This window comes from Streptococcus oralis, assembly GCF_021497885.1.
Taxonomy (GTDB): Bacteria; Bacillota; Bacilli; order Lactobacillales; family Streptococcaceae; genus Streptococcus; species Streptococcus oralis_BQ.
The window spans coordinates 619,154-633,512 of record NZ_CP046523.1; the positions used below are offsets into that span (position 1 = coordinate 619,154).

General features: G+C 43.7%; 15 protein-coding genes. 13 read left to right on the forward strand and 2 right to left on the reverse strand.

The window, feature by feature from the left end:
• Positions 1 to 2: 2 nt before the first annotated feature.
• The 5 genes from yihA to whiA are packed head-to-tail and all read left to right on the forward strand — an operon-like array spanning position 3 to position 3,804.
• Positions 3 to 590 carry a ribosome biogenesis GTP-binding protein YihA/YsxC gene (yihA, locus tag GOM48_RS03075; protein WP_000405203.1) on the forward strand — a complete coding sequence of 196 codons (588 nt, stop codon included), beginning with the start codon at positions 3 to 5 and terminating at the stop codon, positions 588 to 590.
• A 9-nt stretch (positions 591 to 599) separates the two neighbouring features.
• Complete coding sequence (locus GOM48_RS03080) at positions 600 to 980, forward strand: RidA family protein (protein ID WP_235098303.1); 381 nt, start codon at positions 600 to 602, stop codon at positions 978 to 980.
• Between the two features lie 51 nt (positions 981 to 1,031).
• Positions 1,032 to 1,922 (forward strand): RNase adapter RapZ, encoded by an 891-nt coding sequence (gene rapZ / locus GOM48_RS03085; RefSeq protein ID WP_235098306.1) that lies wholly within the window; start codon positions 1,032 to 1,034, stop codon positions 1,920 to 1,922.
• On the forward strand, positions 1,919 to 2,896 hold the full coding sequence (locus GOM48_RS03090) for a YvcK family protein (protein ID WP_001231058.1): 978 nt from the start codon (positions 1,919 to 1,921) through the stop codon (positions 2,894 to 2,896). The genes rapZ and GOM48_RS03090 overlap by 4 nt, the downstream gene beginning before the upstream one ends.
• Complete coding sequence (gene whiA, locus GOM48_RS03095; RefSeq protein WP_235098308.1) at positions 2,893 to 3,804, forward strand: DNA-binding protein WhiA; 912 nt, start codon at positions 2,893 to 2,895, stop codon at positions 3,802 to 3,804. The genes GOM48_RS03090 and whiA overlap by 4 nt, the downstream gene beginning before the upstream one ends.
• 31 nt (positions 3,805 to 3,835) lie before the next feature.
• Here whiA and GOM48_RS03100 read toward each other — a convergent pair whose 3' ends face one another.
• Complete coding sequence (locus GOM48_RS03100; RefSeq protein WP_000081039.1) at positions 3,836 to 4,804, reverse strand: NAD(P)/FAD-dependent oxidoreductase; 969 nt, start codon at positions 4,802 to 4,804, stop codon at positions 3,836 to 3,838.
• A 136-nt stretch (positions 4,805 to 4,940) separates the two neighbouring features.
• On the opposite strand from GOM48_RS03100, the gene cdaA reads away from it, so the two are divergent.
• The 8 genes from cdaA to GOM48_RS03140 all read left to right on the forward strand — a co-directional run bounded on the left by cdaA (position 4,941) and on the right by GOM48_RS03140 (position 13,118).
• Positions 4,941 to 5,798, forward strand: a complete 858-nt coding sequence (cdaA, locus tag GOM48_RS03105; RefSeq protein WP_235098310.1) for a diadenylate cyclase CdaA — start codon at positions 4,941 to 4,943, stop codon at positions 5,796 to 5,798.
• Complete coding sequence (locus GOM48_RS03110; protein ID WP_235098312.1) at positions 5,785 to 6,567, forward strand: YbbR-like domain-containing protein; 783 nt, start codon at positions 5,785 to 5,787, stop codon at positions 6,565 to 6,567. The genes cdaA and GOM48_RS03110 overlap by 14 nt, the downstream gene beginning before the upstream one ends.
• 28 nt (positions 6,568 to 6,595) lie before the next feature.
• Entirely contained in the window at positions 6,596 to 7,948 is a 1,353-nt protein-coding gene (glmM, locus tag GOM48_RS03115) for a phosphoglucosamine mutase (RefSeq protein ID WP_235098314.1), read from the forward strand.
• Positions 7,949 to 8,021: 73 nt separating this feature from the next.
• The gene (locus GOM48_RS03120) at positions 8,022 to 8,396 is read left to right on the forward strand and encodes a DUF1149 family protein (protein WP_173257867.1); all 375 of its coding nucleotides are present in this window, start codon (positions 8,022 to 8,024) and stop codon (positions 8,394 to 8,396) included.
• Positions 8,397 to 8,398: 2 nt separating this feature from the next.
• Positions 8,399 to 9,247 carry a DegV family protein gene (locus GOM48_RS03125; protein WP_235098316.1) on the forward strand — a complete coding sequence of 283 codons (849 nt, stop codon included), beginning with the start codon at positions 8,399 to 8,401 and terminating at the stop codon, positions 9,245 to 9,247.
• A gap of 39 nt (positions 9,248 to 9,286) precedes the next feature.
• Entirely contained in the window at positions 9,287 to 10,054 is a 768-nt protein-coding gene (gene dapB / locus GOM48_RS03130; protein ID WP_235098318.1) for a 4-hydroxy-tetrahydrodipicolinate reductase, read from the forward strand.
• Positions 10,051 to 11,250, forward strand: a complete 1,200-nt coding sequence (locus GOM48_RS03135; protein WP_235098320.1) for a CCA tRNA nucleotidyltransferase — start codon at positions 10,051 to 10,053, stop codon at positions 11,248 to 11,250. Before dapB ends, GOM48_RS03135 begins: the two co-directional genes overlap by 4 nt.
• Positions 11,247 to 13,118 carry an ABC-F family ATP-binding cassette domain-containing protein gene (locus tag GOM48_RS03140; protein ID WP_235098322.1) on the forward strand — a complete coding sequence of 624 codons (1,872 nt, stop codon included), beginning with the start codon at positions 11,247 to 11,249 and terminating at the stop codon, positions 13,116 to 13,118. The genes GOM48_RS03135 and GOM48_RS03140 overlap by 4 nt, the downstream gene beginning before the upstream one ends.
• A 37-nt stretch (positions 13,119 to 13,155) precedes the next feature.
• Here the strand turns inward: GOM48_RS03140 and mntE are convergent, their stop codons facing one another.
• On the reverse strand, positions 13,156 to 14,340 hold the full coding sequence (gene mntE / locus GOM48_RS03145; RefSeq protein ID WP_235098324.1) for a CDF family manganese efflux transporter MntE: 1,185 nt from the start codon (positions 14,338 to 14,340) through the stop codon (positions 13,156 to 13,158).
• Positions 14,341 to 14,359: the final 19 nt, after the last annotated feature.

The window sequence follows — 14,359 nt, forward strand, 5'->3', positions numbered from 1 at the left end:
CTATGGAAATCAATACACACAATGCTGAAATCCTGCTCAGTGCGGCAAACAAGTCCCACTATCCGCAGGATGAACTGCCAGAGATTGCCCTTGCAGGGCGTTCAAATGTCGGCAAGTCTAGCTTTATCAACACCATGTTGAACCGCAAAAATCTTGCTCGTACATCAGGAAAACCTGGGAAGACCCAGTTACTCAACTTCTTCAACATTGATGACAAGATGCGTTTTGTGGATGTACCAGGTTATGGCTATGCCCGCGTTTCTAAAAAGGAACGTGAAAAATGGGGGCGCATGATTGAGGAGTACCTAACGACTCGGGAAAATCTCCGTGCGGTTGTCAGTTTGGTGGATCTCCGCCACGACCCGTCAGCAGATGATGTGCAGATGTACGAATTTCTCAAGTATTATGAGATTCCGGTTATCATCGTTGCGACTAAGGCAGATAAGATTCCCCGTGGTAAGTGGAACAAGCATGAATCAGCAATCAAAAAGAAATTAAACTTTGACCCAAGTGACGACTTCATTCTCTTTTCATCTGTCAGCAAGGCAGGGATGGATCAGGCTTGGGACGCAATATTAGAAAAATTGTGAGGGAAAGAAATGGCAAAAACAATTCATACAGACAAAGCTCCAAAAGCAATCGGACCTTATGTTCAAGGAAAAATCGTTGGCAATCTTTTGTTTGCTAGCGGTCAAGTTCCCCTATCTCCTGAAACTGGAGAAATTGTAGGAGAAACGATCCAAGAACAGACAAAACAAGTTTTGAAAAATATCGGTGCTATTTTGGCAGAAGCAGGAACAGACTTTGACCATGTTGTCAAAACAACTTGCTTCTTGAGTGATATGAATGACTTTGTTCCTTTTAACGAGGTTTACCAGACTGCCTTTAAAGAGGAGTTTCCAGCTCGTTCAGCTGTAGAGGTTGCACGTCTTCCTCGTGATGTAAAAGTCGAAATTGAAGTGATCGCAGAGATTGGATAAGCTAGTTGAAGTTTGGCTCTGCCAAACTTTTTTTGATATAAGGAGAGATAGATGACAAAGAAACAACTTCACCTGGTAATTGTGACAGGGATGAGTGGTGCAGGAAAAACCGTAGCCATTCAGTCCTTCGAGGATTTAGGATATTTCACGATTGACAACATGCCACCAGCCCTCTTGCCAAAGTTTTTACAGTTGGTCGAAACCAAAGATGATGACCACAAACTGGCCTTGGTAGTGGATATGCGTAGTCGTTCCTTCTTTTCTGAGATTCAAGCTGTTTTGGATGAATTGGAAAACCAGGATGAATTGGATTTCAAAATTCTCTTTTTGGATGCAAAAGATAAGGAATTGGTGGCCCGTTACAAGGAAACCAGACGGAGTCACCCTCTAGCAGCGGATGGTCGGATTTTAGATGGCATTAAGCTGGAACGTGAACTTTTGGCACCTTTGAAAAACATGAGCCAAAATGTGGTGGATACGACAGAACTCACCCCGCGTGAACTTCGTAAAACCATTGCTGAGCAATTTTCAGACCAAGAACAAGCCCAGTCTTTCCGTATCGAGGTCATGTCTTTTGGATTCAAGTATGGGATCCCGATCGATGCGGACTTGGTATTTGATGTCCGTTTCTTGCCAAACCCATACTACCTTCCGGAACTCCGTAATCAGACAGGTGAGGATCAAGCAGTTTATGACTATGTGATGCATCATGAAGAGTCTGAAAGTTTTTATCAGCACCTACTCGCCTTGATTGAGCCCATTTTGCCAAGTTACAAGAAAGAAGGCAAGTCTGTTTTAACTATCGCAGTAGGATGTACAGGTGGACAGCACCGTAGTGTGGCCTTTGCAAAACGAATCGCTGAGGACCTTGCTAAAAACTGGCCTGTCAATGAAAGCCATCGTGACAAAGACAGAAGAAAGGAAACGGTAAACCGTTCATGAGAAAACCAAAGATAACGGTAATTGGTGGAGGAACTGGTATCCCCGTCATTTTGAAAAGCTTGCGAGAAAAGGATGTTGATATCGCAGCCATCGTAACAGTTGCCGATGATGGCGGATCTTCTGGTGAACTAAGAAAGAATATTCAACAGCTGACACCACCAGGTGATCTTCGCAATGTTCTGGTAGCCATGTCGGATATGCCTAAATTTTATGAGAAGGTTTTTCAGTACCGTTTCTCAGAAGAGGCTGGAGCTTTTGCGGGTCATCCACTGGGGAATATCATCATAGCAGGGCTCTCTGAAATGCAAGGATCTACCTACAATGCTATGCAACTACTTAGTAAGTTCTTTCACACAACAGGAAAAATCTACCCATCAAGCGATCAGCCTTTGACACTGCATGCAGTCTTTAAAGACGGTTCTGAGGTGGCAGGTGAGAGCCACATTGCAGATCACCCAGGCATGATTGACCATGTCTATGTGACCAATACCTTGGATGATGAAACACCCCAAGCCAGCCGTCGAGTAGTCAATACCATTCTCGAGAGTGACATGATTGTCTTGGGGCCTGGTTCCCTCTTTACATCGATTTTGCCCAATATTGTCATTGAGGAGATTGGGCAGGCTCTCTTGGAGACTAAGGCAGAGATCGCCTATGTCTGCAATATCATGACCCAGCGTGGGGAAACAGAGCACTTTTCAGACAGTGACCACGTGGAAGTCCTCCATCGCCATCTAGGTCGGCCTTTTATTGATACAGTCTTAGTCAATATTGAAAAGGTTCCTAGAGAATACATGGATACCAACCGTTTCGATGAATATTTGGTACAGGTAGAGCATGACTTTGCTGGTCTTTGCAAGCAGGTTCCTCGTGTGATTTCATCCAACTTCCTTCGTTTGGAAAATGGAGGAGCCTTCCATGATGGCGATTTGATTGTAGACGAATTGATGCGCATTATACAGGTGAGAAAATGAGTTTTACAGTCGCAGTAAAAGAGGAAATTCTTGGTCAACACCATCTCAGTCGTTATGAACTATCGGCCATTATCAAGATGTCTGGCAGTATCGGTCTATCTAGTTCGGGCTTGACCTTGTCAGTTGTAACTGAAAATGCTAAGTTAGCTCGGCACCTTTATGAGTCCTTTCTCCATTTTTATGAAATCAAGTCAGAGATTCGTCACCATCAGAGAAGCAATCTTCGCAAGAATCGTGTCTACACGGTCTATACCGATGAGAGGGTGCAGGAGCTTTTAGCTGATTTGCGGCTTGCGGATTCCTTCTTTGGTTTGGAGACGGGTATTGATCCCGATATTTTAGCAGATGAAGAAGCCGGTCGTGCTTACTTATGTGGGGCCTTTCTGGCAAATGGTAGCATCCGAGATCCTGAGTCTGGTAAGTACCAGTTGGAGATTAGTTCCGTTTATCTGGACCATGCCCAAGGACTGGCCTCTCTCCTTCAGCAGTTTTTGCTGGACGCCAAGGTTATTGAGCGCAAGAAAGGTGCAGTTACCTATCTCCAACGTGCAGAAGACATCATGGATTTTTTGATCGTGATTGGGGCCATGCTGGCGCGTGATAATTTTGAGCGCGTCAAGATTTTGCGTGAAACCCGTAATGATCTCAATCGAGCCAATAACGCTGAAACAGCCAATATCGCTCGAACGGTTTCTGCTAGTATGAAGACTATCAACAATATCAGTAAAATCAAAGATAGAATGGGTTTGGAAAATTTACCAGTGGATTTGCAGGAGGTGGCTCGCTTACGGATCCAGCACCCAGACTACTCTATCCAGCAGTTGGCGGATAGCCTGAGCAATCCCCTGACCAAAAGTGGTGTCAACCACAGACTCAGAAAAATAAACAAGATTGCAGATGAACTATAAAACCACGAATCGTTGATCCGTGGTTCTTTTATTATAAACTGGTCGAGTGTTTGGGTTGTACTTTTTGGTCAGGGTCAATGTAGTTAATGGCATTGTTAACAGCTGTTGGAGCTTCACCCAGTCCTGTCGCAATCAAATCAATCTTACCTTCATAGTAGCAGCAGTCGCCGATAGCATAGATACCTGCTTGGCTGGATTCTTGTTTGCTATTGACGATAATCTTGTGACGGTTGAGATCCAGACCCCAATTTTTAAGATTGCCAACAGATGATTTGAAACCATAGTTGACAAAGAGGTGGTCTACTTCGATAGTTTCGGTTTCATCTGATTTGACTTTGGTGATTTCTAGTTTATCGAGTGTTTTTCCATCTCCGATAAGTTGGCTAGGAACGAACGGTGTCTTGATGGTCACAGATGATTCTTGCAAGGCTTGCACACTATGTTCCAAGGCGCGGAAATTATCTCTGCGGTGAACGAGAGTGGTTGGGGCAATCTTTTCAAAAGCCAGAGCCCAGTCCACTGCTGAGTCCCCACCACCAAGGATGGTCACTTTCTTACCAGCGTATTGTTGGATGTTGGAAACGTGGTGGTGGATATTTTCATAGTCCTCAACGTTCTCCAATTCGAGCGGACGTGGTTTAAAGGCACCTCCACCCATAGCAATGATGACTGTTTTGGTCAGATGGCTTCCCTTGTTGGTTGTGATGGTGAATCCTTGATCTTGCTTCTCAATTTCAAGAACGGTTTCGTTGAGGTGAACAGGTGTTTCAAAGCCGTTTAGCTGTTCAATCAAGCGATTGGTCAGTTCTTCCCCAGTTAGGTTTGAAAAACCTGGCACATCAAGGATTTGCTTTTCAGGGTAGAGGATGGCAGGTTGACCACCGAGCTGGGGAAGGGAGTCAATGATTTGGACTTTGGCTTGGCGTAGGTGGGCGTAAAAGGCAGCAAAGAGCCCGACAGGACCGCCACCGACAATGGTAATATCATAGAGTTGAGACATGATTTCTCCTTCGTTTTTTCTAATCAGTTTATTTTATCATATTTTTGCTTAATTTAAAATGAGGTAGGATAGGGAAAAAATGGGCAAAAAATGGTATAATGGTACAGAAAGTGTTTCGACAGGGAGGAGGCCAGGGATGAATTTTCAACAATTATCCAATTTACAATACTGGACGAGTTTGTTTTCAAGTCCTTGGACGATAGTCATCAATCTGATAGATATTCTCATTGTGACTTATATTTTATATCATTTTACCAAAGCGATTGCAGGGACCAAAATCATGATTTTGGTGCGGGGAGTCTTGGTCTTTATTTTAGGTCAGATTCTGTCCAATATGATTGGTTTGACGACCATTTCCTGGTTGATTAATCAGATCATCACCTACGGGGTCATTGCAGCAGTAGTCATTTTTTCACCAGAGATTCGGACGGGTCTAGAGCGGTTGGGCCGGGCAACGGATTTCTTTTCCAATGCTCCGATTAGCGCAGAAGAGCAGATGATTCGTGCCTTTGTGAAATCAGTCGAATACATGAGCCCGCGTAAGATTGGTGCGCTGGTAGCAGTTCAGCGAGTGAGAACCTTGCAGGAATACATCTCGACGGGGATTCCCCTAGATGCCAAGATTTCAGCTGAATTGCTCATCAACATTTTTATTCCTAACACTCCCTTGCACGATGGAGCGGTCATTATCCGAGAAGATCGGATTGCTGTTACTTCAGCTTACTTGCCACTAACTGAAAATACAGAGATTTCCAAAGAGTTTGGAACACGCCACAGGGCGGCGATTGGTTTGTCGGAAGTATCAGATGCTCTTACCTTTGTGGTTTCGGAAGAAACGGGTGGCATCTCAATCACCTATAATGGAGTCTTTAAGCACGATTTGACCTTGGAAGAGTTTGAATCTGAGTTGAGAAGAATCCTGCTTCCAACATCAGAGGAAAAACATGGTCTGAAAGAGCGCTTGCTAGGAGGATTGAAACATGAGAAAAAATAGTCTTTATATTATTTCTTCCTTCTTTTTCGCCTGCATTCTCTTTATCTATGCGACTTCAACAAACTATCAGAATAGCAATAGTGCCAGACAGGTGCGGACAGAAACCTATACCAATACGGTGCTCAATGTACCAATTGATATCCACTATGATAGTGATCAGTACTTTATTAGTGGCTTTACGTCAGAAGTAACGGTTTTCTTGACAGGTTCCAATCGAGTTGCTTTGGCAAGCGAAATGCAGGAAAGTACGCGTAAATTCAAGGTGACAGCTGACTTAACCAATGCCAGTGTAGGGACCATCGAAGTTCCTCTAAACATAGAAAATCTACCAAGTGGTTTGACCGCTGTTGCAACACCGCAAAAGATAACAGTGAAGGTCGGTAAAAAAGCAAAACGAGGCAATGTAATCGTTGTGCCAGAGATTGATCCTAGCCAGATTGATTCTCGTGTGAAAATCGATACAGTTACTGTGTCAGATGAAAAAGTAACGGTTATTAGTGATGAGGAAACCCTCTCCAAAGTAGATCGTGTCATTGCCATATTACCGACGAGTGAACGGATAACAGGTAACTACTCGGCTTCTGTTCCTCTACAAGCAGTTGATAAAAATGGAAATGTTTTGCCAAGTGTCATTATGCCATTTGATACGACTATGAAAATTACAACAAAAACAGCAGCGTCTAGTTCGAGTAACTCGTCAACAAGTTCCTCAGAGGGCAGTTCGTCTTCAACGAGTTCAGAAACGAAATCAGATTCGTCTAAACAATAATAAATAATAGAAAAGGATGATAAATAAAATGGGTAAATATTTTGGGACTGATGGAGTCCGTGGAGAAGCAAACGTAGAACTAACGCCAGAATTGGCCTTTAAACTGGGACGTTTTGGTGGATATGTTCTTAGCCAACACGAAACAGAAGCCCCTAAAGTTTTTGTAGGACGTGATACACGTATCTCAGGAGAAATGCTAGAATCTGCCTTGGTGGCAGGTCTTCTCTCTGTAGGAATTCACGTCTACAAACTCGGTGTCCTTGCGACACCAGCAGTAGCTTATTTGGTCAAAACTGAGGGAGCCAGTGCAGGTGTCATGATTTCCGCTAGCCACAACCCAGCCCTTGATAATGGAATTAAATTCTTTGGTGGGGATGGCTTCAAACTTGATGATGAAAAAGAAGCAGAAATCGAAGCCTTGCTGGATGCTGCTGAAGATACTCTTCCTCGTCCAAGTGCAGAAGGCTTGGGAACCTTGGTGGATTACCCAGAAGGCTTACGTAAGTATGAAGGCTACCTTGTTTCAACTGGAGCTCCTCTTGAGGGAATGAAAGTGGCCTTGGACACAGCAAACGGTGCAGCGTCTACAAGTGCCCGTCAGATTTTTGCTGATCTTGGTGCCCAGTTGACAGTTATCGGTGAGACACCAGATGGTCTTAACATCAACTTGAATGTGGGTTCTACACACCCAGAAGCCCTTCAAGGAGTGGTCAAAGAAAGTGGGTCAGCTATCGGTTTGGCCTTTGACGGAGACAGTGACCGTTTGATTGCTGTTGATGAAAATGGCGACATCGTTGATGGTGATAAGATCATGTATATCATCGGGAAATACCTTTCTGAAAAAGGCCAGTTAGCCCAAAATACTATCGTAACAACCGTTATGTCTAACCTTGGTTTCCATAAGGCCTTGGACAGCGCAGGCATTAATAAGGCAGTCACTGCAGTTGGTGACCGCTATGTCGTTGAAGAAATGAGAAAATCAGGCTACAATCTTGGTGGTGAACAGTCTGGTCACGTTATCTTGATGGATTATAATACAACAGGTGATGGTCAATTATCAGCTGTCCAATTGACTAAAATCATGAAAGAAACAGGTAAGAGTTTGTCTCAACTAGCATCAGAAGTGACGATTTACCCACAAAAACTGGTTAATATCCGAGTGGAAAATGCTATGAAAGAAAAAGCCATGGAAGTACCAGCCATCAAGGCAATCATCGAAAAGATGGAAGAAGAGATGGCAGGGAACGGTCGTATCCTTGTCCGCCCAAGTGGAACAGAACCCCTTTTGCGTGTTATGGCAGAAGCCCCAACAACAGAAGAAGTTAACTACTACGTAGATACGATTGCTGCTGTTGTTAAAGATGAAATCGGTATTGACTAAAGCCTAGAAAACTAGATGAAAAGATAAAAATGTGGTACAATTGCATAGTAAATTGTAGCAATGGGAGAGAAAAATGAATCTTAAACGAGAACAAGAATTTGTTAGCCAGTATCACTTTGATGCTCGTAACTTTGAATGGGAAAATGAAAATGGAACCCCTGAAACTAAGGTAGATGTGAACTTTCAGTTGCTCCAACATGACCAAGAAAACCAAGTGACTTCTTTAGTCGTTATCTTGAGTTTCATGATTGTCTTTGACAAATTTGTCATCAGTGGAACAATTTCTCAAGTTAACCATGTGGAAGGTCGTATTGTCAACGAACCAAGCGAATTTAACCAAGAAGAAGTTGAAAACTTGGCACGTCCATGTTTAAATATGCTCAACCGTTTGACGTATGAAGTAACAGAAATCGCCTTGGATCTTCCAGGGATCAATTTGGAGTTTTAGTCATGAAATTAGCTGTCATTACAGATTCTTCAGCCTATTTAGAGGAGAAGACGCTGCAGAGAGAGAATCTTTTTATCCTGGATATTCCTGTCAATATTGATGGGGATGAGTATGTCGAAGGTGTCAATCTGACTGCTGAGGAATTTTATCAAAAAATGGCTCAGTCTGCAGAATTGCCTAAAACCAGTCAACCAAGTATTGCCAAATTGGATGAGATTCTAAGTTCTTTGAAAGACGAGGGTTATACCCATGTCTTGGGACTCTTTCTTTCGTCAGGGATTTCAGGTTTTTATCAGAATATCCAGTATATGTTAGAAGAGTATGATGGCTTGACCATTGCCTTTCCAGATACCCATATCACAAGTTCCCCTCTAGGATTTATGGTGGAGAGTGCTTTTGAATGGGCAGAACAAGGCGATGATTTTGCCCAGATTCAGGAGAAGTTGGGGATCCAAATTGCTGATAATTCAGCTTTTATCATAGTAGATGACCTCGACCACTTGGTTAAGGGAGGACGTTTGTCAAATGGGGCTGCCATCTTAGGAAATCTCCTCAGTATCAAGCCTATCCTCTACTTTAATGACCAAGGGGTGATTGAAGTTTACGAAAAAGTTCGTACGGAAAAGAAGGCAATCAAACGTTTGGTGGAAATCATCAAAGAGTTGACAAAAGATGGGGACTACCGTATTACAGTCATTCATGGGAACGCTCCTCAAAAGGCGGCAGATTTACGCCAACTTTTGATTGAGAGTGATGTGAATTCTGAGATCCCAATTGTTAGCTTTGGTAGTGTCATTGGGACCCACCTTGGAGAAGGTAGTATCGCCTTGAGCTATACACCAATCGTCTAGATTGTTCTTACAGGCTTTGTATCTCAGACAGGAGTAGAGATGAGTATTCGAGTAATTATTGCTGGATTTAAGGGAAAGATGGGCCAAGCTGCCTGTCAGATGGTCTTGGCTGATCCAGACTTAGATTTAGTAGCAGTTTTGGATCCTTTTGAGTCTGATTCAGAATGGCAGGGTATTCCTGTCTTCAATGATAAGGCTGACTTGGCTGGTTTTGAAGCGGATGTCTGGGTAGACTTTACCACACCAGCCGTAGCCTACGAAAATACACGATTTGCTCTTGAAAATGGCTTCGCTCCAGTAGTTGGAACAACTGGATTCACTAGTGAGGAAATTGCAGAACTAAAAGCATTTTCTCGTAAGCAAAATTTGGGTGGCTTGATTGCCCCTAACTTTGCCTTGGGAGCTGTCTTGCTCATGCAATTTGCGGCGCAGGCTGCCAAATATTTCCCAAATGTGGAGATTATCGAGCTCCATCATGACAAGAAAAAAGATGCTCCGAGTGGAACAGCCATTAAAACGGCTGAGTTGATGACGGAAGTTCGGGAATCAATCCAGCAAGGTGCGCCTGATGAGGAAGAATTGATTGCGGGTGCTCGTGGTGCTGACTTTGAAGGCATGCGCATCCATTCGGTCCGTCTACCAGGCTTGGTAGCTCATCAAGAAGTCATCTTTGGCAATCAGGGAGAAGGATTGACCCTCCGGCATGACTCCTATGATCGCAGCTCCTTCATGACAGGGGTGAATTTAGGAATCAAAGAAGTTGTCAAGCGTCATGAGCTTGTCTATGGATTAGAACACTTATTATGAGATTAACACAAATGCCTTCTGAATTTCAGAAGGCTTTACCAGTACTAGAAAAAATTAAAGAAGCAGGCTTTGAGGCCTATTTTGTTGGGGGCTCTGTTCGAGATGCCCTCCTCAATCGTCCCATCCACGATGTGGATATTGCGACTTCTTCCTATCCAGAGGAAACCAAGCAGATCTTTCCGCGAACAGTCGATATCGGAATTGAACATGGAACTATCTTGGTTTTAGATGGGGATGAGGAATATGAAGTGACGACCTTTCGGACCGAAGATGTCTATGTGGACTATCGCAGACCCAGTGCGGTTTCCTTTGTGCGTTCGCTAGAAGAGGACCTCAAGCGTCGTGATTTCACAGTTAATGCCTTTGCCTTGGATGAGACAGGAGAAATCATTGACTTATTCCATGGTTTAGAAGATTTGGAAAAACAAGTCTTGCGAGCAGTTGGAGTGGCTAGTGAGCGTTTCAACGAAGATGCTCTGCGCATTATGCGTGGCTTCCGCTTTCAGGCCAGTCTAGGTTTTGAACTTGAGCCAGAAACATTTGAGGCGATGAAGACTTTGACGCCGCTCTTGGAGAAGATTTCTGTGGAGCGCACCTTCGTTGAGTTTGATAAACTCTTGCTGGCACCTTTTTGGCGAGTTGGTCTGTCTTCCATGATTGAGAGTCAAGCTTATAATTATCTCCCTGATATGGCAGACAGTCGAGATAAACTTCAAAAATTGTTTGATTTAGAGGCTGATTTCACCTTTGCCTCTTCTGAACAAGCCTGGGCGGCTCTTTTGTGGGCTTTGGAGATTAAAGATGCACAGCCATTTTTGAAACATTGGAAAACTTCACGCCAGTTTGCCAAGCAGGTTCAGGATTTGCTGACTATTTTGGCTTTGCGAGAAGAAGGAGAGCTGAGCAAGCGCGATTGTTACCGCTTTGACTTGGATTCCCTTCTACAAGCTGAAAGTCTTCGTCAGGCTCAAGGAAAAGAAGTCAACCCACAAGCAATCACAAAAACCTATCAGAGCTTAACCATTCATGATAAGAAAGAAATCCAGATCAACGGTGGTGTTTTAATCAAGGAATATGGTTATCAGCCAGGTCCAGCCTTGGGAGAGGTTTTAACAGAGATTGAGTTTGCCATTGTTGATGGAGAATTGGAAAATGACCGTCAAGCCATCCATGCTTACCTGAGGGAGAAAAAATGAGTGATTTTATTGTTGAAAAACTAAGCAAATCCGTTGGTGACAAGACAGTTTTTAAGGATATTTCTTTTATCATCCATGATTTGGATAGAATCGGTCTGATTGGTGTCAATGGAACGGGTAAGACTACCCTTTTAGATGTTCTTTCTGGAGTTTCAGGTTTTGATGGTGATGTCAGTCCATTTTTGGCTAAGAATGATTATCAGATTGGCTATTTGACCCAGGATCCAGAATTCGATGATAGTAAGACGGTTTTGGATACGGTCCTATCTAGCGATCTCAAGGAAATCCAGTTGATTCGTGAGTATGAACTCCTCATGCTCAACTACAGCGAGGACAAGCAGGCTCGTTTGGAACGGGTTATGGCGGAAATGGACTCTCTCCAAGCTTGGGAAATTGAAAGCCAGGTCAAGACCGTTCTTAGCAAGTTAGGTATTCAGGACTTATCGACTCCAGTTGGCGAATTGTCAGGTGGTCTGAGAAGACGGGTTCAGTTGGCGCAAGTTCTCCTAGGAAACCACGACCTCTTGCTGCTGGACGAGCCAACTAACCACCTGGACATTGCGACCATTGAGTGGCTGACCCTTTTTTTGAAAAATTCCAAGAAAACCGTCCTTTTTATCACTCACGATCGTTATTTCCTAGATGCGCTGTCAACGCGGATTTTCGAGTTGGACCGAGCAGGCTTGACCGAGTATCAGGGAAATTATCAGGACTATGTTCGCCTCAAGGCGGAACAAGATGAGCGTGATGCAGCACTTCTCCACAAAAAGGAACAACTCTATAAGCAAGAATTAGCCTGGATGCGCAGACAACCGCAGGCGCGTGCAACCAAGCAGCAGGCTCGTATCAATCGTTTCCACGACTTGAAAAAGGAAATTTCAGGCGGCGTTGCTGAGACAGACTTGACTATGAACTTTGAAACTAGCCGTATTGGTAAGAAGGTCATCGAGTTTAAAGATGTTTCCTTTGCTTATGAGAACAAGCCGATATTACAAAATTTCAATCTCTTGGTGCAAGCAAAAGACCGTATCGGAATCGTTGGGGATAATGGTGTGGGGAAGTCAACTCTGCTTAATCTCATCGCAGGAAGTCTTGAGCCGACTAAAGGTCAAGTGATCATCGGTGAGACGGTTCGCATTGCCTATTTCTCTCAACAAATTGAAGGTTTAGACGAGAGCAAGCGCGTTATCAATTACCTGCAGGAAGTAGCAGAAGAGGTTAAGACTAGTGGTGGTTCTACGACTTCCATCGCTGAGTTGCTGGAGCAGTTCCTCTTCCCACGTTCGACGCATGGAACCCTGATTGAGAAATTGTCTGGTGGCGAGAAAAAACGTCTTTATCTCCTCAAATTACTTTTGGAAAAACCAAATGTTCTTCTTTTGGACGAGCCGACAAATGACCTAGACATTGCAACTTTGACAGTTTTGGAGAATTTCTTGCAGGGCTTTTCAGGGCCTGTATTGACAGTTAGCCACGACCGTTATTTTTTGGATAAGGTAGCGACCAAGATTCTCGCCTTTGAGAATGGCAACATCCGCCCTTTCTTTGGTCATTACACCGACTACCTTGATGAAAAAGCCTTTGAAACAGAGATGGCCAATCAAGTGCAAAAGGCCGAAAAAGAAAAAGTAGTCAAAGTCCGTGAAGACAAGAAACGCATGACCTACCAAGAAAAACAGGAGTGGGCAAGCATTGAAGGCGATATTGAAGCCTTGGAAAATCGTATCGCAGCCATTGAAGAAGAAATGCAGGCAAATGGCTCCGACTTTGGCAAACTGGCGACGCTTCAGAAAGAGCTAAACGAGAAAAATGAAGAACTCCTTGAAAAATACGAACGCTATGAATACCTAAGTGAGTTTGATAGTTAGAAGAATAGAAAAATCCCGTCGCAATGACAGGATTTTTCTATTCTTTTTTTGTTTCCTGGTGAAAAATATTTTGCCAAGTCTCATGGCGACGCCAGATACTAGTGTGGACGATGCCATCTAGCTCATAGCAAATGAGTTTTGTTTTCTGACTGATGGAAGTGATCTGAATGTCCTTAATCGCAGCTTTAAGTTCTTTTTCGGCTCGATAAGCCTCTTTGTCCATCTGCTCCCCATCCTGACGAATATAGAGAAAGTCTTCAGCAAGGAGTTCTTCTAGCTGATTTCCTTGGTCAATCAATTGCTCACGCATGAGCAGTTTTTTATAGACATTGTCTAAAATCTCGTCCTCAGGTATGGGAGCTGGTTCGATATGGACATCGGTATCAAATACCCCAAAACGTTCTTCCAGCATAGACTCGACTTGATCCGCAATCTCGTGACTTTCATAGACTGATAGGTCAGGATTCATCTCCAGGGTGATATCAAGGTAGATATTGCTACCGTAGGTACGCCCTCTTTGGGACTTGACTTTACTAATCTTTGGAATTTCCATGATGGCCTTTTGGTAGTCTTCCAGTAGCCGGTCATCAAAACCATCTGAAAGACTGAAGGAAGATTCGATAAAGATATCATAGGCTGTCTTTAAGATAAAGAAAGTGATGATGATAGCGACCAATTTATCTACGATCGGATAATTGAAACTGCTGGCTAGGATAGCAATGGAAGTCCCAAGCGAAGTCACAGCATCGGAAAGATTGTCCTTGGCAGCTGCCTTGAGAGCCTTGGATTTGGATTTCTTACTGAGGCGAGTATTATAGAGATAAACGGCAAACATGACCGCTGCCGAAATGATTCCCAGAGTTGCGCCCAGAGGATCAATGACCGTTTCTTCCCGACTGAGAATTTTTTGAATGGTGTCCCGAAGAACATCAAAACCAACATAGAACATGATGATGGAAGTAATCAAACTAGCCAAATCTTCAATCTTCCAGTGACCAAAGCGATGATCACGGTCTGCAGGTTGGCGAGCCATCCGAATCCCGATCAAGAGTGCTATATTTCCGATAATATCGGATACGTTGTTAAAACCATCTGCCACCAAACTGGAAGAATGCAGGAGGTGACCAGTTGCCAATTTTGCCGCAGACAAGAGGAGGTAGGTTGAAATACTGATAATGGCTCCACGTTCTGCCAATTTGAGATTTGACATGGATTGGTTCATCGGGCTTCCTTTCTAGTCA